General features: G+C 71.9%; 29 protein-coding genes. 15 read left to right on the top strand and 14 right to left on the bottom strand.

Annotation, left to right across the window (positions count from 1 at the left end; genetic code table 11):
• Window positions 1–109: 109 nt before the first annotated feature.
• Genes AB0M59_RS52420 through AB0M59_RS52405 form a run of 4 tightly spaced genes read right to left on the bottom strand, consistent with a single transcriptional unit; the run spans window position 110 to window position 3,137 of the window.
• Entirely contained in the window at window positions 110–763 is a 654-nt protein-coding gene (locus tag AB0M59_RS52420; protein WP_364631604.1) for a response regulator transcription factor, read from the bottom strand.
• Window positions 760–1,863, bottom strand: a complete 1,104-nt coding sequence (locus tag AB0M59_RS52415; RefSeq protein WP_364631602.1) for a sensor histidine kinase — start codon at window positions 1,861–1,863, stop codon at window positions 760–762. Before AB0M59_RS52415 ends, AB0M59_RS52420 begins: the two co-directional genes overlap by 4 nt.
• A 34-nt stretch (window positions 1,864–1,897) precedes the next feature.
• Entirely contained in the window at window positions 1,898–2,689 is a 792-nt protein-coding gene (locus AB0M59_RS52410) for an SRPBCC family protein (RefSeq protein ID WP_364631599.1), read from the bottom strand.
• A gap of 31 nt (window positions 2,690–2,720) precedes the next feature.
• Window positions 2,721–3,137: a MarR family transcriptional regulator gene (locus tag AB0M59_RS52405; RefSeq protein ID WP_364631596.1), complete on the bottom strand. Its 417-nt coding sequence runs from the start codon at window positions 3,135–3,137 to the stop codon at window positions 2,721–2,723.
• A 79-nt stretch (window positions 3,138–3,216) separates the two neighbouring features.
• Between AB0M59_RS52405 and AB0M59_RS52400 the strand changes: the two genes are divergently transcribed.
• Window positions 3,217–3,774, top strand: a complete 558-nt coding sequence (locus tag AB0M59_RS52400) for an NAD(P)H-dependent oxidoreductase (protein ID WP_364631594.1) — start codon at window positions 3,217–3,219, stop codon at window positions 3,772–3,774.
• Here AB0M59_RS52400 and AB0M59_RS52395 read toward each other — a convergent pair.
• Window positions 3,771–4,343, bottom strand: a complete 573-nt coding sequence (locus AB0M59_RS52395) for a TetR/AcrR family transcriptional regulator (RefSeq protein WP_364631591.1) — start codon at window positions 4,341–4,343, stop codon at window positions 3,771–3,773. The genes AB0M59_RS52400 and AB0M59_RS52395 overlap by 4 nt on opposite strands.
• Before the next feature lie 73 nt (window positions 4,344–4,416).
• On the opposite strand from AB0M59_RS52395, the gene AB0M59_RS52390 reads away from it, so the two are divergent.
• A complete protein-coding gene (locus AB0M59_RS52390; protein WP_364631588.1) occupies window positions 4,417–5,601 on the top strand; it encodes an FAD-dependent monooxygenase in 1,185 nt (394 codons plus the stop codon).
• Here the strand turns inward: AB0M59_RS52390 and AB0M59_RS52385 are convergent.
• Window positions 5,573–5,932, bottom strand: a complete 360-nt coding sequence (locus tag AB0M59_RS52385) for a helix-turn-helix domain-containing protein (RefSeq protein WP_364631586.1) — start codon at window positions 5,930–5,932, stop codon at window positions 5,573–5,575. The genes AB0M59_RS52390 and AB0M59_RS52385 overlap by 29 nt on opposite strands.
• An 83-nt stretch (window positions 5,933–6,015) precedes the next feature.
• Here AB0M59_RS52385 and AB0M59_RS52380 point away from each other — a divergent pair, with 83 nt between their 5' ends.
• Together AB0M59_RS52380 and AB0M59_RS52375 are read left to right on the top strand one after the other, a co-directional pair.
• On the top strand, window positions 6,016–6,867 hold the full coding sequence (locus AB0M59_RS52380; protein ID WP_364631583.1) for an NAD(P)-binding domain-containing protein: 852 nt from the start codon (window positions 6,016–6,018) through the stop codon (window positions 6,865–6,867).
• Window positions 6,864–7,601, top strand: a complete 738-nt coding sequence (locus AB0M59_RS52375; RefSeq protein ID WP_364631580.1) for an SDR family oxidoreductase — start codon at window positions 6,864–6,866, stop codon at window positions 7,599–7,601. Before AB0M59_RS52380 ends, AB0M59_RS52375 begins: the two co-directional genes overlap by 4 nt.
• Before the next feature lie 53 nt (window positions 7,602–7,654).
• Here the strand turns inward: AB0M59_RS52375 and AB0M59_RS52370 are convergent, their stop codons facing one another.
• Window positions 7,655–8,422, bottom strand: a complete 768-nt coding sequence (locus AB0M59_RS52370) for an NAD(P)H-dependent oxidoreductase (RefSeq protein WP_364631577.1) — start codon at window positions 8,420–8,422, stop codon at window positions 7,655–7,657.
• Window positions 8,423–8,493: 71 nt separating this feature from the next.
• Here AB0M59_RS52370 and AB0M59_RS52365 point away from each other — a divergent pair, with 71 nt between their 5' ends.
• A complete protein-coding gene (locus AB0M59_RS52365; protein WP_364631574.1) occupies window positions 8,494–9,492 on the top strand; it encodes a helix-turn-helix domain-containing protein in 999 nt (332 codons plus the stop codon).
• Between the two features lie 19 nt (window positions 9,493–9,511).
• Entirely contained in the window at window positions 9,512–10,375 is an 864-nt protein-coding gene (locus AB0M59_RS52360; RefSeq protein WP_364631571.1) for a transglutaminase-like domain-containing protein, read from the top strand.
• Here the strand turns inward: AB0M59_RS52360 and AB0M59_RS52355 are convergent.
• The 3 genes from AB0M59_RS52355 to AB0M59_RS52345 all read right to left on the bottom strand — a co-directional run bounded on the left by AB0M59_RS52355 (window position 10,332) and on the right by AB0M59_RS52345 (window position 12,883).
• Complete coding sequence (locus AB0M59_RS52355) at window positions 10,332–11,231, bottom strand: LysR family transcriptional regulator (RefSeq protein WP_364631569.1); 900 nt, start codon at window positions 11,229–11,231, stop codon at window positions 10,332–10,334. The two genes, AB0M59_RS52360 and AB0M59_RS52355, sit on opposite strands and share 44 nt — an antisense overlap.
• Before the next feature lie 206 nt (window positions 11,232–11,437).
• Window positions 11,438–12,049: a TetR/AcrR family transcriptional regulator gene (locus AB0M59_RS52350; protein ID WP_364631566.1), complete on the bottom strand. Its 612-nt coding sequence runs from the start codon at window positions 12,047–12,049 to the stop codon at window positions 11,438–11,440.
• A 15-nt stretch (window positions 12,050–12,064) separates the two neighbouring features.
• The gene (locus AB0M59_RS52345) at window positions 12,065–12,883 is read right to left on the bottom strand and encodes a methyltransferase domain-containing protein (RefSeq protein ID WP_364631563.1); all 819 of its coding nucleotides are present in this window, start codon (window positions 12,881–12,883) and stop codon (window positions 12,065–12,067) included.
• Between the two features lie 191 nt (window positions 12,884–13,074).
• On the opposite strand from AB0M59_RS52345, the gene AB0M59_RS52340 reads away from it, so the two are divergent.
• A complete protein-coding gene (locus AB0M59_RS52340; protein ID WP_364631560.1) occupies window positions 13,075–13,662 on the top strand; it encodes a dihydrofolate reductase family protein in 588 nt (195 codons plus the stop codon).
• Here the strand turns inward: AB0M59_RS52340 and AB0M59_RS52335 are convergent.
• Window positions 13,652–14,506, bottom strand: a complete 855-nt coding sequence (locus AB0M59_RS52335; RefSeq protein WP_364631557.1) for a sigma-70 family RNA polymerase sigma factor — start codon at window positions 14,504–14,506, stop codon at window positions 13,652–13,654. The genes AB0M59_RS52340 and AB0M59_RS52335 overlap by 11 nt on opposite strands.
• Before the next feature lie 64 nt (window positions 14,507–14,570).
• Between AB0M59_RS52335 and AB0M59_RS52330 the strand changes: the two genes are divergently transcribed.
• Complete coding sequence (locus AB0M59_RS52330) at window positions 14,571–15,578, top strand: alkene reductase (RefSeq protein ID WP_364631554.1); 1,008 nt, start codon at window positions 14,571–14,573, stop codon at window positions 15,576–15,578.
• Between the two features lie 3 nt (window positions 15,579–15,581).
• On the opposite strand, the gene AB0M59_RS52325 is transcribed toward AB0M59_RS52330, so the two are convergent.
• Window positions 15,582–15,917: a VOC family protein gene (locus tag AB0M59_RS52325; RefSeq protein WP_364631551.1), complete on the bottom strand. Its 336-nt coding sequence runs from the start codon at window positions 15,915–15,917 to the stop codon at window positions 15,582–15,584.
• A gap of 10 nt (window positions 15,918–15,927) precedes the next feature.
• On the bottom strand, window positions 15,928–16,245 hold the full coding sequence (locus AB0M59_RS52320) for a DUF6223 family protein (protein WP_364631548.1): 318 nt from the start codon (window positions 16,243–16,245) through the stop codon (window positions 15,928–15,930).
• A gap of 185 nt (window positions 16,246–16,430) precedes the next feature.
• On the opposite strand from AB0M59_RS52320, the gene AB0M59_RS52315 reads away from it, so the two are divergent.
• A complete protein-coding gene (locus tag AB0M59_RS52315) occupies window positions 16,431–17,531 on the top strand; it encodes a histidine kinase (RefSeq protein WP_364631545.1) in 1,101 nt (366 codons plus the stop codon).
• Window positions 17,528–18,211, top strand: a complete 684-nt coding sequence (locus tag AB0M59_RS52310) for a response regulator transcription factor (protein WP_364631542.1) — start codon at window positions 17,528–17,530, stop codon at window positions 18,209–18,211. Before AB0M59_RS52315 ends, AB0M59_RS52310 begins: the two co-directional genes overlap by 4 nt.
• Here the strand turns inward: AB0M59_RS52310 and AB0M59_RS52305 are convergent.
• Window positions 18,184–19,206: a C40 family peptidase gene (locus AB0M59_RS52305; protein ID WP_364631539.1), complete on the bottom strand. Its 1,023-nt coding sequence runs from the start codon at window positions 19,204–19,206 to the stop codon at window positions 18,184–18,186. The genes AB0M59_RS52310 and AB0M59_RS52305 overlap by 28 nt on opposite strands.
• A gap of 81 nt (window positions 19,207–19,287) precedes the next feature.
• Here AB0M59_RS52305 and AB0M59_RS52300 point away from each other — a divergent pair, with 81 nt between their 5' ends.
• From AB0M59_RS52300 to AB0M59_RS52280, 5 genes are all read left to right on the top strand, one after another.
• A complete protein-coding gene (locus AB0M59_RS52300; protein WP_364631536.1) occupies window positions 19,288–20,085 on the top strand; it encodes a biotin--[acetyl-CoA-carboxylase] ligase in 798 nt (265 codons plus the stop codon).
• Between the two features lie 85 nt (window positions 20,086–20,170).
• Window positions 20,171–20,773: a PH domain-containing protein gene (locus tag AB0M59_RS52295; protein WP_364631533.1), complete on the top strand. Its 603-nt coding sequence runs from the start codon at window positions 20,171–20,173 to the stop codon at window positions 20,771–20,773.
• The gene (locus AB0M59_RS52290; RefSeq protein WP_364631530.1) at window positions 20,773–21,702 is read left to right on the top strand and encodes a hydroxymethylglutaryl-CoA lyase; all 930 of its coding nucleotides are present in this window, start codon (window positions 20,773–20,775) and stop codon (window positions 21,700–21,702) included. The genes AB0M59_RS52295 and AB0M59_RS52290 overlap by 1 nt, the downstream gene beginning before the upstream one ends.
• A 108-nt stretch (window positions 21,703–21,810) precedes the next feature.
• The gene (locus AB0M59_RS52285; protein ID WP_364631527.1) at window positions 21,811–22,773 is read left to right on the top strand and encodes a TNT domain-containing protein; all 963 of its coding nucleotides are present in this window, start codon (window positions 21,811–21,813) and stop codon (window positions 22,771–22,773) included.
• The gene (locus tag AB0M59_RS52280; RefSeq protein ID WP_003105220.1) at window positions 22,773–23,033 is read left to right on the top strand and encodes a hypothetical protein; all 261 of its coding nucleotides are present in this window, start codon (window positions 22,773–22,775) and stop codon (window positions 23,031–23,033) included. Before AB0M59_RS52285 ends, AB0M59_RS52280 begins: the two co-directional genes overlap by 1 nt.
• The last annotated feature ends 118 nt before the right edge of the window (window positions 23,034–23,151 follow it).

The raw sequence follows: 23,151 nt of genomic DNA, 5'->3' as shown, positions 1-23,151 counted from the left end.
GCGTCCACCGTGGGCACGCTCGTCGGCCTCGCCAAGGGCGGGCGCGAAGTCTTCTTCGAGCGCCTGCCGTACCGCAGGATCGCTTACACCGGCTATCTAACACTGTTTCTCACTCACGACCCGCGGTAGGGCGGACCAGGCCGGATTCGTAAGCCGCGATCACCAGCTGCGCCCTATCCCGCGCCGCCAGCTTGTGCAGCAGCCTCCCGATGTGGGTCTTCACCGTCGCGATCCCCAGGTGCAGCCGCGAAGCGATCTCGTCGTTCGACAACCCCCGCGCGATCAGCGCCAGTACCTCCTGCTCGCGCGCCGTCACGCCCTCCAGTTGCGTCACCGGGCCCGTCGGCAGCCGCGCGAACTCCGATACCAGCCGACGGGTCACCGAGGGCGCCAGAAGCGCGTCGCCCGAAGCCACGATCTCGATCGCCGACAGCAGGTCCGCCGGCCGCGTGTCCTTCAGGAGGAACCCGCTCGCGCCCGCGCGCAACGCCGCGTACACGTACTCGTCCAGGTCGAACGTCGTCAGCATCAGCACGCGGACCGCCGACTCCGCGCAGATCCGGCGCGTCGCCTCGATGCCGTCCATCGACGGCATCCGGACGTCCATCAGCACGACGTCCGGCTTCTCGCGCCGCGTCAGCGCGACCGCCTCGACGCCGCCCGATGCCTCGCCGACCACCTCCAGTCCCGGTGCGCTGTCCACCAGCACCCGGAAGCTGCCGCGCAGCAACGCCTGGTCGTCGGCGATCAGGACGCGGGTCATCGGGCCACCGCCGTCTCGTAGGGGAGTCGCGCGAAGACGCGGAAGCCGGATTCGAACGGGCCGGCCGAGAACTCGCCGTCGTAGACGGCCACGCGCTCGCGCATGCCGATCAGTCCGTGGCCGGGGGGCGCGGAGCCGCCGCGGCCGTCGTCGCGGACCTCGATGCTCACCTCGCCTTCGCCGCCCGTGACGCGGATGCGGCACGTCGTCGCGCCCGCGTGCTTGACCACGTTGGTCAGTGCCTCCTGCACGATCCGGTACACCGACTGGCCGACGCCGCCCGGCAGCTCGTCGAGACCCTCGACGGCGAGGTCGACGGACGGGCCGGCCTGCTCCGCGCGTTCGGCGAGCGCGCGCAGGTCGTCGAGCGTCGGGGCGGGTGCCAGCGCCGGGACGCCCGTGCCGTCGCGCAGCACACCCAGCATCCGCCGCAGCTCGGCCAGCGTTTCGCGGCTGGCGTCTTCGATGACGCGCAATGCTTCCCGCGCCTCCGCGGGCTGTTCGAGAGCGACGTGGTTGCCGACCGCTGCCTTCACCGCGATCAGGCTCATGCTGTGCGCGACGACGTCGTGCATCTCGCGCGCGATCCGCAGCCGTTCCGCCGAAACCGCTTCCCGTGCGTGGTTTTCCCGCTCGGCCGCGGCGTACTCGCGGCGCCCGTGCACGGCGATGCCGAGCGCGAACCCGACGATCAGCGCCGACGCGCCGAAGTTGACGGTGGTGGCGGTGCTGGGGTTCGGCACCACGATCCCGAGCAGGCCGATCCCGAGCAGCCCGGCCGCGAACCCGACCCGCGAAGCCCGGCTGCCCCGGCGCACCACGAAGGTGTAGAGCGCGCACCCGGCCGCCACGACGGCGATCGCGAGCACCGGCCCGCCGATCGGCACGGCCGCCGCGGTCAGCACGAGCGCCAGGATGTAGGCGGGCCGCGGCCACCAACGCCGCAGCAGGATCGGCGTCACGCTCGTCAGCAGGATGCTCCAGCCGAGCCACGCAGGCAGCCACGGCGGCAACGCCCACGCACCGGCGGCGAGGTTCCCGCCGGCCCCGAACGCCAGCACCAGGACCGCGAGCGCGTCCAGCACCACGCGAATTCGCATGTGCCGAACGTAATGCGGACACCCGCGCCGCGCGTCAACCCTGAGTCGGACGCTCCGCGTAATGCTTCTTCACGGCCTCGACGTGGTCGGGCGTCCAGTCCGGCAGCTCGACGCCGTGCGTCGCGGCGAACAGCCTGTCGAGCTGCTCGTGGCGCCGGGCGAGCTGCGCCGGGACGTCGTCCTCCTGCTTCTCCGTGAGTTCGACGCGGGTGCCTTCCAGCGGGTCCTGGAGCACGTGCCAGCCGGGTTCGTCCGGGAGTAGCGCGCGGGCCTCGTCCACCGGCTTCCAGACGAGGTCGCGGCGGAAGCGGATCGTGCCGTCCGGCAGGACCTCGCCGAAGCCGAGCCCGAATTCCTCCACATAGGACGCCATGCGGGCGTGCCAGTCCTTCGGCTGCTCGAAGTCGTGGCCGGACAGCCGAGCGTCGAGGGTGTCGAGGCAGACGTCCCAGCCGCTCGCGGTGCGCCCCGCGGCGAGCTTCGCGATCGCCGGGTCGCCGCGGCCGAAGGTGTGGGTGAACTCGAGGAGGCTGCCGTCGCCGTCGGGGGAGATCAGCCAGCGCAAGGTGTCGTCGTTCCAGACGAACGTGAACTCGCGCGGCGGGTCGGCCGTGACGACGTGCCCGGTCGTCGCCTGGTCCTCGCCGGGGAAGGTGAACCGGATGACGCCACCGTCGCGCAGCTCGACGGCCACCTTCGCCGGGAACCAGTGCGCGAGCTCGGCCGGGTCCGTGATGGCGTGCCAGACCTTCTCGGGCGCGTGCTTCAGCCGGCGTTCCAGTCGCAGCACCGGGCGGTCATCGACGGTCAGCAGTTTCGCGGGCATGCCCGTATATAACCACTGAGGCATATACGGGTCAAGCGCCGCGGACGGCGGCGACGGCCGCGGTGAGCTCCGGGTCGCCCGCGGCCTTGTCGAGCGAGGTCCGCAGCACCGAGCAGTACGTCGGCTCGGTCTCGGAGTAGCGCTTGCGGCCGGCGTCGGTGATCACCGAATAGACGCCGCGGCGGTCGTCTTCGCACAGGTCGCGGATGGTCAGGCCGGCGTCTTCGAGGCGCGCGCACATCCGGCTGACCGAGCTCTGGTTGAGCCCGATCGCCTCGGCGAGCTCCTGCATCCGCAGGCCGCCGCGCGGGCCCGCGACCAGCTTGCCGAGCGCGCGGTACTCGGACAGGCCGAGCCCGTGCCTCCGTTGCAGCGCCTTCCCCAGCTCCTGCTCGATGCGGGCGTGCAGCACGAGCATGCGTCCCCAGGACTGTTCGTCGACGGTCATCTTCCGCCCTTCCTCTTGACATCAGCATAGTCCAGGGACAGTCTTTATATGTACATGCAAGTAACTGAGGGGACTGGTCATGACGCGGAACTTCCTCTTCCTGGTCGGCGCGGCACGTGCCGGCGGGAACACGGAGATGCTGGCCCGCCGGGCGGCGAGGGAACTGCCTCGCGACGCCGAACAGCGGTGGCTCCGGCTGCCCGAGCTGCCGCTGCCGCCGTTCGAGGACCGCCGCCACGGTGCCGGCGACCACCCGGCGCCGGGCGAGAACGAGCAGCTCCTGATGGACGCGACCTTCGCGGCGACCGACATCGTCATCGTGTCGCCGGTTTACTGGTACTCGGTCGCGGCGAGCGTGAAGCTCTACCTGGACTACTGGTCCGGCTGGATGCGGCTGCCGGTCGAGTTCAAGCCGAAGATGCGCGGCAAGTCGCTGTGGGGCGTGAGCGTCCTGAGCGAGACGGCGCGCGAGGCCCAGCCGCTGATCGGCACGCTCGAGCTGTGCGCGGAGTACCTCGGCATGAACTGGGGTGGTGTGCTCCTGGGGAACGGCAGCCGCCCCGGCGACGTGCTCCTGGACGCCGACGCGATGTCCGCGGCCTCGACGTTCTTCAGCCGCGCTCTCGTGACGGTCTAAGCCAGGACGTCCGTCGCGATCAGGCGCAGGCCGCGGACGAGGTCGGCGCCCGACGGCGCGCGGTCCGGGTCGATCAGCCACTGCAGCATCGCGCCCGACAGCAGGGCCTGGTGCACGGTGCCGACGGCCCGGGCCTCGTCGCTGCCGTCGTCGAGGCCCTGGAAGAGGTTCGCCAGCCCGAAACGGGCCAGCTCCAGGGCGTTCGCCAGCTGTGCGCGCACCTCGGGGTCCAGGTCCGGCTGCGAGTAGGCCTCCATGCTCACCGCCCACATTCGGCGGTGCTCGCCGAAGGAGTCGATGACCCGGCGCCAGATCAGCTCGAACCGTTCGGCCGGTGACACGGTCGCGGGCGTCTCGACCTGCAGCACCTTCGCGAGGGTCTCGCCCCACTCTTCGTTCGCCTCGATCAGCGCGGTGTTGAGCAGCGCTTCCCGCGAACCGAAGTGGTAGCCGATGGCGGCCATGCTCACGTTCGCCGCCGAGGCCAGGTCTCGCACGGTCGTGCGGGCGTAGCCCTTCTCGTTCAGGCAGCGCTTCGCGCCGGCCAGGAGTGCTTCCTTGTTGCCCATGACCGAAGCCTAGCACGAACGCCTTAGGCGACCGTCTTGCGCGATCGCCTAAATCGCGGTTATGGTTCTCGGCATGACGAACCGACGAGTCCTCATCTCCGGCGCCAGCGTCGCCGGCCCCGCCTTCGCCTTCTGGCTCCACCGCCACGGCTTCACGCCGACGGTCGTCGAACGCGCCCCCGAACTGCGCGACGGCGGCTACGCGGTCGACTTTCGCGGCGCGTCGCTGCGGGTCCTCGACCGGATGGGCCTGCTGGAGCAGGTCGAAGCGGCCGCGACCCGGATGGGCGAAGTGACCTATGTGGACGGTGAGGACCGGCCGCTGGTCGTCACGCCCCCGACGTTCCAGAGCGGCGAATTGGAGATCCTGCGCGGCGACCTGTCGCGGATCCTTCATGAAGCGACGAAGGACGACGTCGAGTACGTCTTCGGCGACTCGATCACCGGCGTCCTCGACCGCGACGACGGCGTCACGGTCACCTTCGAACACGGCGAGCCGCGCGAGTTCGACCTGGTCGTCGGGGCCGACGGGCTGCACTCGAACGTGCGCTCGCTGGTCTTCGGCGACGAGTCCCGGTACCGCCGCGACCTCGGGTACTACGTCTCGATCTTCACCGTGCCGAACCACCTCGGCCTCGACCACACCGGCCGGTTCTACAACGAGCCGAACCGCACCATCGGCGTCTACAGCGCGCGCGACAACGCGGAGGCGAAGGCGCTGTTCTGGTTCGGCTCTCAGGGGATTGACTACGACCACCGCGACGTCGAGCAGCAGCGTCGGATCATCGAGGAGACGTTCAGTGGTTGCGGCTGGGAGACGTCGAAGCTGCTCGAGGCGATGCGCGGGGCGCCGGACTTCTACTTCGACTCGGCTAGCCAGATCGTGCTCGACTCGTACTCGCGCGGCCGCGTCGCGCTGGTCGGCGACGCCGCGTACTGCGCCGCGCCGCTCTCGGGCATGGGGACGAGCCTGGCGATCGTCGGCGCGTACGTGCTGGCGGGCGAGCTCGCGGCCGCCGACCACACCACGGCGTTCGCGGCTTACGAGCGGGAGATGCGCGGTTTCGTGGACGTCTGCCAGAAGCTGGCCCAGGGCAACGGGAAGTGGTTCGTCCCGCCGACGCGCGCGTGGATCCGGCTGCGCAACCTGAACTACAAGCTGCTGCCGTACCTGCCGTGGCGCAAGGTGATCGAGGAGATGCCGCTCAAGGCGGGCAACGCGATCACGCTCAAGGAGTATGCGGCAGCGCGGGCGTGACGCCGCGCCGCTTCGCGATGCCGGTCATATTCTCTTCGCCCCAGTCGCCCAGCGGCAGCAATGCGGTGTTCAGCCGCTGACCCAGGTCGGTCAGCGAGTATTCGACCTTCGGCGGGATCTCGTGGAACACCTCGCGGTGCACGACCTCGTCCGCTTCCAGCTCTCGCAGCGCTTGGATCAGCATCTTCTCGCTGATCCCGCTCACCTTCCGCTTCAGCTCGCCGAACCGCAGCGGTTCGGCGTGCAGTGCCCACAGGATCAGGGCCTTCCAGCGGCCGCCGACCACGTCGATCGCCGCGTCCAGTCCGCAGCGGTAGGTTCTCGCCAGCATGCAGGATCCTTACCTTTTGGTGGGTACCTGACTTAATAGTCGGTACTTGTCCATAGTAAAGCGCTGGTTGCAGCATGATCGGCATGGGAGAAAGCAAGAAACAGGTGGGCGTGCTCGGCCTGGGGCGGATGGGCGCCGCCCTCGCCGGCGTGCTCTTGGGGACCGGCCACGACGTCGTGGTGTGGAACCGGTCGCCGCTCAAGGCGGGACCGCTGCTCGACCGTGGCGCGCGGCTCGCGGCCACGCCGGCGGAAGTGGCCTCGGCGGACGTCGTGCTCAGCTGTCTGTCCACATACGACAGTCAGCGATCAGTACTGGAAGCCGCGTTGCCCAAGGTACTGGTCAACCTCACTTCAGGGACGCCCGCGCAGGCTCGCGAGGCGGCCGCGTGGGCTTCGTCCGCCGGCATCGACTACGTGGACGGCGTGATCATGGCGGTGCCGCAGGGCATCGGGACTCCGGAGTCGCGGATCCTGTACAGCGGTTCGCCGGCGGTGTTTTCCGCGCAGCGCGACGTGCTGTCGGTGCTGGGGGAGCCGGTTTTCCTGGGTGAGGACCCCGGTCTGGCGGCGCTGTACGACCTGGCGCTGCTGGGCATCATGTGGTCGACGATGGCCGGGTACCTGCACGCGCTGGCACTGGTGGGGACCGAGGGGGTCGCGCCTTCGACGTTCACGCCGATGGCGGTGCCGTGGCTCTCGGCGGTCAGCGGGTTCCTGCCGGGGATCGGCGCGCAGGTGGCCAGTGGTGACTACGCGACCGACGTGTCGGCGCTGGACATCAACGCGGCCGGGCTCGGCCTGCTGGTGGAGACGAGCCGAGCACAGGGGATCAGCGCTTCGGTGCCAGCGGTCCTGCAGGAGCTGTTCGACCGCGCGGTGGCGGCGGGCCACGGTTCGCACGCGATCGCGAGCGTCATCGAGGAGATCCGGTGAAGTATTCGGGGAAGAAGGCTGTCGTCACGGGCGGCACGCACGGCATGGGCCTGGCGGTGGTGCGGGCGCTGCTGGACGGCGGCGCGGAGGTGCTGGCGACCGGCCGCGACGTCTCGGGGCTGGACCTGCCGGCGCACCTGCTGTCGTCGGACGCTTCGTCGTTGGCCGACATCGACGCTCTGGGGTCGGCCGCCGCGGAGACTCTCGGCTCGCTGGACCTGGTGTTCATCAACGTCGGTTTCGCCACCTTGACGCCGTTTCCCGACACGACACCGGAGATCTACGACCGGACGTTCGACGTCAACGCGAAGGGCGCGTACTTCACGGCGCAGCGGCTGGCCGGGCTGGTGCGGCCGGGCGGGTCGTTCGTGTTCACGACCTCGGTGACGGCTGGGGCCGGGATCGCGGGAATGGGGCCGTATTCGGCGGCGAAGGCGGCGGTGCGCTCGTTCGCGCTGACGTACGCGGCCGAGCTGGCGCCGCGCGGGATCCGGGTGAACGTGGTCAGCCCCGGTTACACGGACACCCCGACGATGGGGGTGACCGGGGTGCCGGCTTCGGTGCTGGCTTCGTTCAAGGCGACGGGGGATGAGGTGACGCCGTTGAAGAGGCACGCGACGGTCGAGGAGGTCGCGGCGGCGGTGCTGTTCCTGGCTTTCGAGGCGACCTTCACGACGGGAGCGGATCTGCCGGTGGACGGCGGGCTGGGACAGCGGCTGACGTTGCCGGCATGAGGTGAGCGACCGCCAGCGCCGCGTCCTGCTGGCGGTCGCGCTGCCCGCTGACCTCAGGTGAGGTGGATGGCCAGGCCCGTCGCGCCGGGGATGCGGTCGGGGCGGAGGGTCAGGTCTTCGTCGTAGTCGCCGCCGTTCTGCGTGCGGAACGGGATCGGCTCCGCTGTCTCCAGGGCGCTCAGGCGCGTGCGCAGGAGCTGCCGGGCTTCGGCGAACCGCTCGTCCGGCAGCCGGTCGGCGCCGTACACCGGGACCGGCTCCAGGACCGACATCCCCGCGTAGAACAACGTTCCGTGGTGCAGCGGGAACAGGACCTCGTTCAGCGCGCCGTTGACCCCGCGCGGCCCCATGGCCGGCTCGCGGGCGCCCGCGGTGAGCACCACCATCGCGCGCTTGCCCGCGAGCCGGCCCTCGCCGTAGCGCAGGGTCCGGCCGTCCTCCGCCCGGACGCCGTAGCCGAAGCCCTTCACGAACACGCGGTCGAACCAGCCCTTGAGGATCGCCGGCATTCCGTACCACCACAACGGAAACTGCACGATGACCGCGTCCGCCAAGTCGAGCTTCTCCTGCTCGGCCACGATGTCCGGGCTCAGCTCACCCCGCGCGTGCGCCCGGGCCGACGTCGCGCCGACGACCAGCCGGTCGTCGCCGGCCTCGGCGCCGAAGTCGGCCGCGTCGACCACCGGGTTCCACTTCATCGCGTACAGGTCCGACTCCCGGACGTCGTGACCGAACTCGCGCAGCGTCTGGAGCCCGTCGTCACGGAGGGCCCCGCTCAGCGAGCGCGGCTCGGGATGCGCGAAAACCCACAAAACGTTCATGACCTCGATGGTCACTCGGACCGCCGTCACGATCGAGTGGCCTGATGGACAACCTGTGCAAGAATCGAGCCATGGCCGAATTCGTGCACCCGGACCGTCACCACGTCGCCGTGCTGGTCAGGCACGGCATGCTCGTGATGGAGCTGGGCATCGTCCACCGGCTCTTCGGGCAGGCGCGTTCGGCGTCGGGCGAGCCGCTGTACGAGGTCGTGACCTGCGCCCTCGAACCCGGCCCGGTCCGCACCGACTCCGACTTCACCATCCCGATCGACCGCGGTCCCGAGGTGCTGGCCGAAGCCGACACGGTGATCGTCCCGGCGTCGCTCGTCGAGTACGAGCCGATGGCGCGCGTGCTGACCCCGCCCCTCGCGGCGGCGCTGGACCGGATCCCGGGGGACGCGCGGATCGCGTCGATCTGCACGGGCGCGTTCGTGCTCGCCGCGGCGGGCCTCCTCGACGGCCGCCGCGCGACGACCCACTGGCGCTCCGCCGACGACCTCCAGAGCCGGTTCCCGGAGGTCGAGGTCGACCCGTGCGTGCTCTACACCGACGACGGCAACGTCCTGACGTCCGCGGGCGTCGCGTCCGGGATCGACCTGGTGCTGCACATGATCCGCCGCGACCACGGCGCGGCCGTCGCCAACGAGGTCGCCCGCGGCACGGTTGTCTCCCCGCACCGCGAAGGCGGCCAGGCCCAGTTCGTCCGGCGGCCGGTGCCCGAGCCGCGCACGTCGTCGACGAAGGCGGCGCGGGCGTGGGCGCTGGAGAACCTGCACCGCCCGCTGACGCTGCGCGAACTCGCCGCCCGCGAGGCGATGAGCACCCGGACGTTCACCCGCCGTTTCCGCGACGAGGTCGGTATCTCGGCCCTGCAATGGCTGACGCAGCAACGGATCGAGCGCGCCCGCCAGCTGCTGGAGGAGTCTGACCTGCCGGTCGACCGCGTCGCCACGGAGGCCGGCTTCGGCACGGCGGCGTCGCTGCGCCAGCACTTCCAGGCCGCACTAGGGGTGTCACCGAGCGCGTACCGCACGACGTTCCGCGGTGAGCTGACCGCGCAGGCGGGCTGAATTTTCGTAGTCTGGGGCCATGGACTGGTACCTCGGCCAGAGCCGCTTCACCGACCCGGGCGCGCAGTCGTCGTGGCTCGACGGAGCTCCGCGCGACCTCGCGGCGCTGCGCCGGGCGGCGTCCGAGCTGGTGTTCCACTACTGGGCCCAGGGCGACATCACTCGGCACGGCTTCTCGGCCGCGCGCGGCGAAGAGATCAACCTGCGGTACGCGTCGGACATGTTCGCGCGCCTGCGCGAACTCGACCCGGCGCCGCCCGGATCGCCGCGTCCGCCGGTGCACCGGATCGTCGGCTGCTGCCGCGACTTCACGCTGTTGTTCGTTTCGATGGCACGCCACCACGGCATCCCGGCGCGCGCCAGGGTCGGCTTCGCGGACTACCTGGTGCCGGGCTGGTACCTCGACCACGTCGTCGCGGAGGTGTGGTCGCCCGGCGGCTGGCGCCTGGTCGAAGCCCAGCTCGCCGATGACTTCCCGGAGTTCGACGTCCTCGACGTGCCGCGCGACCGGTTCCTGGTCGGCGCGGATGCCTGGACCGCGGCCCGCTCGGGCGATGTCGACCCGGCCCGGCTGGTGGTCTCGCCGGACCTGGACGTGCCGTTCCTGCGCGGCCTGCCGTACGCGCGACACAACCTCGTGCTCGACCTCGCCGCGCTGAACAAGCACGAGATGATCCTGTGGGACCTCTGGGGCGATCTCGACGACGCCGCAGTGCTCGCCCCGGACGCCGTCGCCCGCGCGGACGAGCTGGCCGAAGTGCTGGCCGCCGCGGACCTCGAGCAGCTGCAGGTGCTGTTCGAGGCCGAGGACGTGCGGGTGCCGCCGGTGATCCGGTCCGTCACCCCGCCGGGACCGGTCGCGGTCGAGGTAGTGCTTCGCTGATCTCGACGGCAGTCCGTACGAACCGCGCGATCCGCAGGTCCCGCGCGCCCGCCGGCCAGGCGAGGGCGAGCGAGTACGGCGTCGCGTCGACGACCGGCCGGTAGACGACGTCGGTCCGCGGGTGCCACTCCGCGAACAACGCCGGCAGCAGCGCGATCGCCTGCCCGCGCGCGACCGTCTCCAGCAGCTGGGAGCCGTCCTGCACCACCGGCCCCGGCGTGACCGGGCCGCCGGTCACGTCCCGGCCCGACCAGTAGGCCCGGTCCGCGACCGACGCGCCCGGCCAGGACGGCGTCGCTCGCCCGGTGAAGTCCGCGCAGGCCAGTAAGGACCGGCGGGCCAGCTCGTGCCACACCGGGAGCGCGGCGACCCGAGGCTCGGTGAAGAGCACCTCGACGTCCAGGTCACCGTGATCGCCCGGGCAGCCGACCAAGGCCACGTCGGCCTGGCCATCCCGCAGCGCGGCCGCCTGCTCGCCGAACCCGCTGACCCGGATGTCGACCGGGTCCGGGTGCCCGTCGGCGATGCGCCGCAGCAGTTCGGTGGCGACACCAGGTTTCGCGGTGACGACGAGCGCCGGCGGCTGCTGCCCGGCCCGTCGGGTGCGCCGGACCGCGGTCGTCACCGCGTCCAGTGCCTTCGCCGACTCCGCGAACAGGATGTTCCCGGCCGGCGTCAGCTCGACGTGCCGGCTGGTGCGTTCGAAGAGCTGGACACCCAGCCGCCGCTCCAGCAACCGGATCGCGCGAGACAGCGGTGGCTGCGCCATCCCGAGCCGCTCGGCGGCGCGGGAGAAGTTCAGCTCTTCGGCGACCGCGCGGAAGTACCGCAGCTCACGGACCTCGACGTCGTCCATATCGCGAGCGTATCGCGGGAGAGTCCCTCGGTCTTTCCCCTTCTGCCGGGCGAATGGTGGGCTTGGTGTCGACAATTCCATTAAGGACTAACAGTCCTCGGGCTTCCTCCGGACGGCCTTCACCGAGAAGCGCCCGGCGGACGCCTTTCACCGAGTACGTCGGCGACGACTACATCCAGCGGGGTGTGGTGAGCCGGGCCGGGTCGCTACGGCGCGATGCCGTCGAGGGCCGCTCGCACCACCGAGTCCACCGTGGGCGGGTCGAGCGGGCCCGTGTGCGGGAAGACCGCCGCCATCACTGAGGCGTGGCAGTGGCCGACCAGCATGGCCGCTGTCGCGTCCACTTCGGACTCCGCTCGCAGCCTGCCCAGTGCGCGCTCCTCCTTCAGGTAGGTCAGCAGGCGGTCGCGCCAGTAGCCGGATCGCTCGCTGATCTCCGCGAACCGCTCCAGGACCCTCGGCTGCCCGAGCAGGCCACTGAACGCCGGGACGATCACCTCGTGCAGCGCGAGACCGAACTCCAGGTGGCGGCGGAGGTTCCCCTCCACGGTGCCTTCGCCGGCCACCGGCAGGTCGCCCAGTTCCGCTTCCGTCGTGCGCACGTGCTCCAGGAGGGCCCTGGCCACCAGCTCCTCCTTGTCGGAGAAGTGGTTGTAGAGCACGCCGTCGGCGACGCCCGCCATGCGCGCGATCTCGCGCACGGTCATCCCGGTCGTCCCGTGCGTGGCGATCATCTTCTGAGCGGTTTCGACCAGCAGGTCGTGCAGGGACTGGCCGTCCCGCTGAGCCGCGGCTTTCCTCGGTGACATCACCGCCATCGTAGAACCAGCGCCCTACGACCTCCTTCCCGTGACCAGCCAAGCCGCCCCGCGCAGGCGGACCGCGTCCGGACCCGCGAACGGCTCGAGTGCCGCCGTCAGGGCTTCGGTCGCCTTGGCCGCGGTCGCGGCGTCGACCATGCCCAGGTGGTGGCGGACCGGGCCCCAGTCGGCCATGAACCGCGCCGCGTCGGGGACGTCGCGTCCCCAGACCTGGTCGGCCTCGACGCGGGTGCACACCACGTCCTCGAAGCCGGCTTCGGTCAGGACCGCCGTCGTCCGGTCCGGGTCCGCGAACGACGTCGGGCCGCTGCCGTCGGGACCTGTGGGCTGGGGCAGGTACTCCGCCATCGCCCCGAACACCGCGCCGAGGTCGGTGCCGGAGAGCGCCGTCATGCACAGGAACGCGAGCCGCCCGCCGGGACTCAGGGCCCGCCGGACGTTGGCGAACGCCGCCACCGGGTCGGCGAAGAACATCACCCCGAACCGGCTGATCGCCAGGTCGAACCCGCCGTCGGCGAACGGGTGCACCTGGACGTCACCCTGCTCGAAGGTCAGGTTCGGCACTTCCGCCGCCCCCGCCCGCGCGGTCGCGAGCATCGGCCCGGACAGGTCGACCCCGGTCGCGGACCGGGCCCGCGCCGCCGCGAGCCGTGTCAGCCGGCCGTTGCCGCAGCCGATGTCGAGCACCCGGTCGTTCTTGCCGACCTGGTCGAGCACGTAGTCGTTGAACCCGTTGTTCACGGCGTCGTAGCGCTCGGCGTGCGACGCCCAGTGCTCCCCTTCGTAGCCGTTCCACGCCTCCGCCTGCGCGGTGTTGACGATCCCCGTCATCCCCATCTCCTTCGTTGTGAACACGCGTTCATGAACACCTGTTCATAGTCGCGAAAGCCGTGACGGCTGTCAAGGCATCGGCCACCCCGCCGCCGGATGTCGGCCAGGTGGCAGATCTTCCGGCCGGGTGCTCGCGGAACACTTCTCATCAGCGAGGCAAACCGCCTCCGACCAGCACAAAGGAGCTAAAAATGGCCGACGTCATCGCCAATATGTCCATGTCCCTCGACGGCTTCGTCGCCGACCCGGAAGACCGCATCGATCACCTGTTCGGGTGGTTCGGCAACGGTGACGTCGAGGTGCCCACCGCCGTCGAGTGGGCGACCTTCAAGACCTCCGAAGCCAGCGCGAAGATGCTGCGCGACGCCATGGACAACGTCGGCGCGCTGATCGCCGGCAGGCACCTGTTCGACATCACGCAGGGCTGGGGCGGCACGCACCCGATGGGCGTTCCCGTCTTCGTCGTCACCCACGAGGCGCCGGCGGACTGGCCGCACCCGGACGCGCCGTTCACCTTCGTCACCGACGGGGTCGAAAGCGCCGTCGAGCAGGCCAAGAAGGTCGCCGGCGACAGGAACGTCGCGGTCGCCAGCACCAAGATCGCACAGCAGTGCCTCAACCTCGGCCTGCTCGACGGGATTCAGGTCGACCTGATCCCGGTGCTCCTCGGCGAAGGAGTCAGGTTCTTCGACGGCCTCGACGCGACCACCACGCTGACCGGCCCCGAGGTCGTCGAGGGCACCGGCGTCACGCACCTGTCGTACCGGATCAAGCGCTGAGGAGCGTGACGTGCAGCGCGGCGAGCCGGGCGGGGTCGGCGATCACCTCGTACGCCGCCACCCGCTCGCCCTCGACCGTCACCGCGAGGGCGAGCAGCAGCCGGCCGCGCGGGGCCACGACGACCCCGACCGCGCCGTCCACCAAGGCCGCTTCGGCGAAGTGAGCGCGTTTCCCGAACACCTGCGTCTCCTCGGCCACAGCCCGGGCTCCGCGTGCTTCGAGAGCCGCTCCGGCCGGCAGCGCGGCCGCGTCGGCGCGCCGGACGACGTCCGGGGCCAGGACGTCCAGCAGCTCGTCGAGGTCGCCGCCGCGGGCCGCGGCGAGGAACGCGTCGACCACCCGGCGGTGGCGCGTCAGGTCGGCCGGGGGCAGCGCGGACGTGCCGCGGACCCGGTGCCGCGCGCGGCTCGCGAGCTTCTTCGCCGCCACCGGCGTGCGGTCGAGCACCGGGGCGATCCGGTCGAACGGCACCGCGAACAGGTCGTGCAGCACGAACGCGATCCGCTCGGCCGGGCCCAGCGCGTCCAGCACGACGAGCAGCGCGCGGCCCACCGAGTCGGCCAGCTCGACCTCGCCGGCCGGATCGGTGTCGGCCGCGAGCTCCGGCACCACGTCGAACGGGTCCTCGCGACGGGCTTTCCGCGAGCGCAGGACGTCGAGGCAGACGCGGGAGACGACCGTGGTCAGCCAGGCCGCCAGGTTGTCGACGGAGTCCACGCGGTCCAGCCGCAGCCAGGCCTCCTGGACGGCGTCGTCCGCCTCGGCCGCGGAGCCGAGCATCCGGAAGGCCAGCCCGCGCAGTCTCGCGCGTTCGGCCTCGAACTCCCGGGCCAGCTCGTCCATCGGTCACCTTTCGCCCGCACCCACCGTCGCACTCCCGACGAACCGCTGCGACCAGAGGTGACCGATGAGCTTGCTGACCCCTGCCGACCTGGGCGGATGGCGCCTGCCGAACCGCGTGGTGCTCGCGCCGACGACCCGCGCGCGCGTCCCCGGCGGCGTGCCCGGAGAACCGCAGGCCGCCTACTACGCGCAGCGCGCCGGCGCCGGGCTGATCGTCACCGAAGGCACCTGGGTGAGTGAGCGGGCCATCGGATTCCCGGACGTCCCGGGTGTGTACGCCGAGGACCAAGTCGCGGGGTGGCGGCCGGTGACGGACGCCGTGCACGCGCTCGGTGCCCGAATCGTGGTGCAGCTGTGGCACACCGGCGCGGTGTCGCACCCGTACTTCCTCGGCGGCGCGCGGCCGGCCGGACCGTCGGCGGTGAACCCTGGAGAGTCTGTGCACACCGCTTCGGGACGGCGTCCGACCGTGACTCCGCGCGAGATGAGTGTGGCCGAGATCCGCGCCGTCGTCGAGGACTACGGCGCGGCGGCGGAGAACGCGCGTCGTGCCGGCTTCGACGGCGTCGAAGTGGCGGCCAACGGCGTGTACCTGCTCGCGCAGTTCCTGCACCCGCGGCTGAACCGCCGCACCGACGCGTACGGGCGTTGCCGGCGGAAGCTGCTGCTGGAGGTCATCGACGTGGTGAGCGCCGCCGGGACCGCCGTGGGGGTGCGGCTTTCGCCGTGGTGGACCGGCGGACTGTTCACTGTGGACGAATCCCTGCGCGCCGAGTACGACGAGCTGGTCGCCGGACTCGACGTGGCGTACCTGCACCTCCGCGGACCCGACGCCGGACCGGACTTGGGCGGCTTCGCACGCTATCGACGGCTGTTCGGCGGCTCGCTGATCGTGAACAACGGCTTCGACCGCGAGTCCGGGAACGCCGTGGTCGAGGCCGGGATCGCCGACGCAGTGTCGTTCTCACGGCACTTCGTCGCCAACCCGGACCTCGTGACGCGGTTCGCGCTCGGCTTGCCGCTGGAAACCGCCGATCCCGCGACCTACTACGGCGTCGCCGCGATGTCCTGACGGCTATTCCGGGCTCCACACCGCCAGCTCGCTGCCGCCGGGTTCGCGGAAGTGGAAACGCCGGCCGCCGGGGAAGGCGAACGGTTCCTTCGTCACCTCCCCGCCGGCCGCTTCGACCGCCGCGCGGGCCGCCGCCAGGTCGTCCGTGCGGATCGTGATCAGGGGCGCGCGGGGTTGCTCGGTCGCGTCGGCCTGGAAGCCGAAGGTGAGACCGGGTGCGCGGACATCCGAGTAGGTGGGCCCGTACGGCGTCACCTCCCAGCCGAAGGCGCGCGCGAAGAACTCGCCGGACGCGGTGGCCGACGTGGACGGGAACTCGGCGAAGTCGACTTCGTACATGCCGCCGACGCTAGCGGCGACCACCGACAAAACCGCGCGAGCGAGCCAGCGCCAGCCCGCCGAGCGCCGCGGCGACCGCGCCGATCACCAGCGCCGCCCAGCCGCCGACGATCCCGTACCCGGTGCCGGGACCGCCCTTGGCCGCGGCCACGACGACGACCCCGCCGGCCGCGCCCGCCAGTCCCGCGGCCAGCGCGAGGGCGGCACCCCGGCCACGGGTCAGGGCCAACCCGCCGGCGACCACGCCGGCCAGCCCCACCACCGCGGCCACCACGGACCACACGCGTCCCGGCGTCATGGCATAAGTACTGACAGCGGCAACGATCATGGCGTACTCCTTCGTCGATGTCCGGGAAGGATGGCCGCCGGACCCGCCGCACGTCGTCGTGCGGACGCGGGCACTTCTCACTGCCGCGGCCGCCGCAGGAACCGGAGATCTACTGCGGGCGCGGTAGCCCGCGAATGCTCTTCGCGCCGGATTCGCCGCCCGGAACATCCGGTTAGGGTGCGGGGATGAGGGTCGTGGACGGGGTGATCGCCGCGGGAGTGGCGGCGGCTCTGCTGATCGCCGGGCTCTCCGCGCGGCACGTGCCGACGGACCTCGACCCCGTGGGCTACGCGTTCCTGGTGGCCGGCGGACTGGCGTTGGCGGCGCGCCGCCGGGCGCCGGTAATCGTGTTGGCGGTGACCGCGGCGTGCGCACTCGGCTACCAGGCCGCCGGGTTCGAAGTGCCGGTGGTCGCCTACCTGTTCGCGGTGTACGCGGCTGTCCGGGCGGGCCACCGCGTCGCCGCGGTGGTGGCTTCGGTGCTGATGCTGGGCGCGGTTCCGTTCGCGATCCTGGCCTCGGGCCTGCACACCACCGGCGAGGCGTTCACGCAGTCCCGTGACGTCCTCCAGCTGGCCTGGCTGATCGCCGCCGGCGCGGCGGGGGAGGCGCTGCGCCAGGCCGAGCGCCGCGCCGACGAGGCCGAACGGACCCGCGAAGAGACCGCGCGGCGGCGGGCCGACGAGGAACGGCTGCACATCGCGCGGGAACTGCACGATTCGCTCACCCACCAGATCTCCGTCATCAAGCTGCAGGCCGAAGTGGCCGTCCACCTGGCGGGCAAGCGGGGCGAGGACGTGCCGGAAGCCCTCCTGGCGATCCGCGACGCCGGTCGTGAAGCGGCCCGGGAGCTGCGCGCGACGCTGGAAGCCTTGCGCGACGACGACCCGAACCCGCCGCACGGGCTCGACGACGTCCCGGAACTCGTGAACCGGGCCCGGTCCACCGGTCTCGACGCGCGCCTGACGGTCGAAGGCCACTGCGACGACGTGCCGGCGGCGGTCGGCCGGACCGCCTACCGGATCGTCCAGGAGTCGCTGACCAACGTCGCCCGGCACGCCGCCGCGGCCACCGCGTCGGTCCGGATCGACCACCGGCCCGGCGCTCTGGTCGTCCGGGTCGACGACGACGGCGAGGCCACTGTGGACAGTGCGCCGGAGCCGGGGGTCGGCCTGCTCGGGATGCGCGAACGCGTCGCGGCCCTCGGCGGCCGGCTCCGAGCCGAGCCACGCCGCGAAGGCGGGTTCAGCGTCGAGGCCGAGCTCCCCGTGGACCACCCGGCATGATCCGTGTCCTGCTGGCCGACGACCAGCCGCTCATCCGCAGCGGGTTCCGCGCGCTCCTCGACGCCGAGGACGGCATCGAGGTGGTGGCCGAAGCCGCGGACGGCGGCGAGGCCGTGACGCTCGCGCTCGAGCACCTGCCGGACATCGCGCTCCTCGACGTCCGGATGCCGGGGGTCGACGGCATCGAGGCGACCCGCCGCATCGCCGCGGATCCGGCGCTCGCCGCCGTGCACGTCGTCATCCTCACCAACTACGGCCTGGACGAGTACGTCTTCGAAGCCCTGCGCGCCGGCGCCGCGGGGTTCCTGGTCAAGGACATCCGGCCGGAGGACTTCCTGCACGCCGTGCGCGTTGCCGCGCGGGGCGACGCGCTGCTCGCGCCGTCGATCACCCGCAAGCTGATCGACCGGTACGTGACCCAGCCGCCCGTGCCCGGCGCGGGACTGGCGGAGCTGACCAACCGCGAACGCGAGGCCGTCGCGCTGGTCGCGCGCGGCCTGTCCAACGACCAGATCGCCGCCCGGATGGTGATCAGCCCGCTGACCGCGAAGACCCACGTCAACCGGGCGATGGTGAAGCTGCGCGCCCGCGACCGCGCTCAGCTCGTGGTGTTCGCCTACGAGTCGGGCCTCGGCTCGCCGGACGGCAGCGGTCAGGCCGGGCGGCCCGCGCCCGCGTAGTCGTCGCCCTTCGAGTGGTACGTGTGGATCTGGATCGCCTGGCCCTCGGTCGGCGCGTTGATCATCAGGCCGTTGCCCAAGTACAGCCCCACGTGGTGGATGCGCGTCGCCGGGCTGCCGTAGAACACCAGGTCGCCCAGGCGGGGCTCCTGCGACGCCGGCACCGGTGGGAGCGACCGGAACTGGCTGTCGGCCGTTCGCGGCAGGTTCACGCCCGCGCTGTCGTACGACGCCTTCGTCAGGCCCGAGCAGTCGAAGCCCGCCGCGCCCGCGTCGGGGCCGTTGCCGCCCCAGACATAGGGGAGGCCGAGCTGGCCCAGCGCGAACCGGGTCGCGCGGACGGACGGCGAGGAGGCCGACGCCGGGTCCAGGGAGAGCGTCGCGTACAGCTGGGCCATGCCCAGCACGCGCTGGCGGAACAGCTCGGTGTCGCTGCCCGGGTGGTACGCCGCGATCGCCTTCCACCAGCCGGCACCGGCGCCGAGGTCCGTGCCGCCCGCGCACAAGGCGCGGCCGGCCGCGATCGTGGGGTCGGTGCCGTACTTCTTGGTCTGGGCCGCCGTCAGCCCCAGGAGGTTCTCGCCGCCTCGGCCGTGGTTCGACGCCGCCGAGCCGACGCCCGCCAGCGTGACCCACGAGAGGTGGCACGACGGGTCTTCGGCGCGCAGCGCCAGTTCGCCGTTCGCGTAGCCGATCAGCGTGTCGGCCGGGATGTCGAGGGGCCCGGACAGCTGGCCGGCCCACTGCTGCAGCGGGCTCTTGCCGCCCTGGCCGGACGCGCCCTGGCCCGGCTCCTGGGCCTTCACCGGCGCGCTGACCTCGAGGACCGACGGGCCCGACGCCGCGTCGCGCGCCACCGGCAGGGGAGCCGGCGCGGGTTCGGGCGACCGGTCGGCCAGCAGCCAGCCCGCGGCGACCAGACCCGCGACGAGCGGCAGCGCGACGAGGCCGCGCAGGGCCGCGCCACGAGCCCAGGAGGTCGGCTTCGTCGTCACGGGGTCCAACTTAGAAGAGCGCACCTCTGTGTGAACGACTGAGCGGCTTGCACGTTAGGGGGACTCCCATATGGTGGACACATGCCCGAGATCGACGCTGCCCGCCTGACCGCGGCGCTCAAGGATCGGTACGCGAAGATCGACGTCGTCGAGCGCACCGGCTCCACCAACGCCGACCTGCGGAAAGCCGTCGACGACGGCGCCGCGGACCGGACCGTTCTGCTGGCCGAGGAGCAGACCGCGGGGGTCGGCCGCCGGGCCCGGACGTGGAGCTCGCCGAAGGGCGCCGGGCTGTACCTCAGCGTGGCGTTGCGGCCGGGCGTCCCGTTCACGGCGCTGGGCTCACTCTCCGTCGTCGCCGGGCTCGCCGTCCGGGCGGCCGCGGCCGGCGTCGGGGTCGACGCCGTGCTGAAGTGGCCCAACGACGTCCTCTCCGGCGGCGCCAAGTGCGCCGGGATCCTCGCCGAGGCCGTCGCCGGCGACCCGCCGTCGCTCGTGCTCGGCATCGGCCTCAACGTCCTGCCGCTCGGCGACGTCCAGCCGGGCCCGGGCGGCCTGCCCGCGACGTCGCTCGCCGAGCAGGGCGCCACGAACACCGACCGCACCGACGTCGCGATCGCGCTGCTCACGGAGTTCGACGACCTGGAAAAACGCTGGCGGCGCGCGGGCGGCGACCTCACCGAAGCCGGACTGCTGGGCGACTACCGCGCTCACTGCGCGACCCTCGGCCAGGACGTCGAGGTGCAGCTGCCGGACGGCACGTCGCTCGTCGGCCGGGCGGCCGACATCGACGCCACCGGGCAGCTCCAGGTCGACCAGACCGGCGGCCGGCGGCACACCGTGTTCGCGGGTGACGTGGTCCACGTCCGCCCGGCCTGATTCTTCGGGGCGTTGCACGCACCGGCCGGGCGTCTCGCCGGTACGGTGAAGCGACATCGCCGCACCGACCTTGGGAGCGTCCGCCGTGGCTTATCCGGACGATTTGCTCAGCGAGCAAGAGCACGTCGTGGTGCACAGTCACCCGCACTTCAAGATGCTGATCTTCCCGACGCTCGCGCTGCTGGTCACCCTCGGCGCGGGCACCTGGCTGGCGATCCTCGCGAGGGACGCCGGCTCGCCGTGGAACTCCGTCGGGCTGATCGCCATCGGGGTGGTGGCGCTGGTGCTCGTCGTGTGGCTCTTCCTGGTGCCGCTCGTCCGCTGGCGCACCACCCACTTCATCGTGACGACCGACCGGCTCATCGTCCGCGAGGGCGTGCTGAAGCGCACCGGCATCGACATCCCGATGGGCCGCATCAACAGCGTCCAGTTCGAGCACGGCCTGCTGGACCGGGTCTTCGGCTGCGGCTCGCTGATCATCGAGTCGGCGTCGGACGAGCCGCTGCGGTTCGAGGACATCCCGCACGTCGAGAAGGTGCACACGGTGATCTACCGCGAGGTCAACGACAACCCGTACGACGACTACCGGCCGGGCGCCCCGCAGCAGCAGTCGCCGCAGCAGCCGCAGCAGACCGAGCCGCTGCCGCCCCAGGGCGGCCACCCGCCGCGCGGGGATCGACGCCGCTGATGGGCACGCGCGAACTGGGCCTGCCGGAGCGCGTCCCCTCGGCGGGGGAGCTGCCGGAGCGGATCACGATCTGGGAGGTCGGCCCGCGGGACGGGCTGCAGAACGAGAAGACGATCGTCCCGGTCGAGGTCAAGCTGGAGTTCCTCGACCGGCTCGCGGGCGCCGGCCTGACGACGCTCGAGGCGACGAGCTTCGTGCACCCCAAGTGGGTGCCGCAGCTGGCCGACGCCGAGCAGCTGCTGGCCGGGCTCGACCGCCGCGAAGGCGTCCGCTACCCGGTGCTGGTGCCGAACGAGAAGGGCCTGAACCGGGCCCTCGACGCCGGCGTCGAGCACATCGCGATCTTCGCGAGCGCGACGGAGACGTTCGCGCAGAAGAACCTCAACTCGACGCTGGACGAGCAGTTCGCGATGTTCGAGCCGGTCGTGACGCGGGCGCGCGAAGCCGGCTTGGACGTGCGCGGCTACCTTTCGATGTGCTTCGGCGACCCGTGGGAGGGTGCCGTGCCGGCGAAGCAGGTCGCCGACGCCGGCCGCCGCCTGCTGGACATGGGGTGCTCGCAGCTTTCGCTGGGCGACACCATCGGCGTCGCGACCGCGGGCCAGGTCGAGAACCTGGTCGGGCTGTTCGGCGATGTCGGTACTTTGGCCGTGCACTTCCACGACACCTACGGTCAGGCTCTGGCCAACACCCTGGCGGCGCTCCGATGTGGAGTGTCGACAGTGGACTCTTCGGCAGGCGGGCTCGGCGGCTGCCCGTACGCCGAGTCGGCCACGGGGAACCTGGCCACCGAGGACCTGGTGTGGATGCTGGACGGCCTCGGGGTGGCCACCGGCGTCGACCTGGACACGCTGGTGGCGGCCAGCGCGTGGATGGCGGGACAGCTCGGCCGCCCGAGCCCGTCCCGCGTGGTGGCCGCGCTGAGCTGACCTCGCCCGCACCCGCACGTGTCGCGTGCGGTATCAAAGGGGGACCGGCAGCGACGCGGCCGCGTCGAACAGAGTGCCCGCGGGCACCGACCGAGCCGGAGGATGGGTGTGACCGAGCCTTCCGAGGCGGGCTCCGAACCGGTCGAGGCCGACCTCGACACCGGGCCGATCCGGCTGCCTGAGTACGGCCTGACGGATTCGGGTGCCTTCGAAGAGGCGCCGACCCCGCCCTCGGGCAACCCCGCGGCGTGGCCGCACGCGGTGTCGCCGCTGCTGCCGCCGTTCACGCTGCCCCCGGCGCCGCCCGCGCCGATCCCGCCCGCGCCGACCGGGCCGCCTCCGCCGGTGGCCGGTCCGCCGCCGAACCCGGGCTCGCCGACGCCGTTGCCGCCGCTCGGCTCGCCGCGCAAGGAGCGGGAAAGCGTCGTCGCGCTGTTCCTGGTGCACATGTTCCCGATCGGGCACCTGCCGGTGGCCATGGACCGGCCGGCACTGCAGCTGCCGCTGCCCGAGGACCCGGAGGGCTTCGGCCCCAACGACCACCCGGACGCGCGGCTGATCTTCGACGACCAGGCGCTCACCAACGTCACCGCGGGGTTCCGCCGGTCGCCGACCGCGCCGCCGCGGCCGGTGCCCCGGCACCTGACCGACGGCTACGTCCCGTACGCGCGGGCGACGCAGGCCGTGTGGATCCGCCGGTTCGTCCTCGGGCACAGCGAGCTCGGGCCCGAGTACGCGTGGCCGCCGGGCGACCACTACCCCGAGTGCTGCGTCGACCACGGCGAGCCGGTGATGGTTCCGATGAACACCGTGCTCGACCGCTTCGGTCAGGCTTACGGGCGCGTGTTCTTCGCCGACGGCACGCCCTTCGCGGAACGCTCGCTGCCGCCCGGGATGCTGGACGCCGAGTACCGCCGGTACGTCGTGGTGCGCGCGGTGCCGATGTGGCGGGCGGAGACCGCGAACTGGTTCGGCCAGGTCGGCGGGGGCACCCGGTACCGTGCCCTGCTGGCGGCCGACGAGCTCGTCACCCTCGGCTACCTCGCCGAGGCCAAGGGGGAAGAGGACTGATGAACACCCAGTCGATCCAGCGCTGGCTCGGCGTGCTGGGCGTGCCGCCGGAGGTCGTCTCGCTCGGCGCCGAAGTCGACAACGCCTGGTGCCTGATGCAGGGCGAGGACGAGGCGTGGGAGGTGTTCTGGCGGGAGCAGGGCAACCGCTACGACTGGGCGCGGTTCACCAGCGAGCAGGTGGCGTGCCACTACCTCTTCGGCCGGCTGGCCTGGGCGCAGGTCGCCCGCGGCGCCGTCGGCCTGCTGCCCGGGTCGTGAGTGAGAAACAGTGTTCTAACACTGACAGCGGCTCGCTGATGACCGCCTCGGCGGTCGGCTCGTAGGAGGGCAGCGGGTCCGAACTCAGCACGCGCCGCCGGACGTGCAGGCCTTCGAG

This window comes from Amycolatopsis sp. NPDC051371 (genome assembly GCF_040682155.1).
Taxonomy (GTDB): Bacteria; Actinomycetota; Actinomycetes; order Mycobacteriales; family Pseudonocardiaceae; genus Amycolatopsis.
The sequence above is the reverse complement of the archived record's forward strand: the minus strand, read 5'-3'. Positions and strand labels throughout refer to the sequence as shown.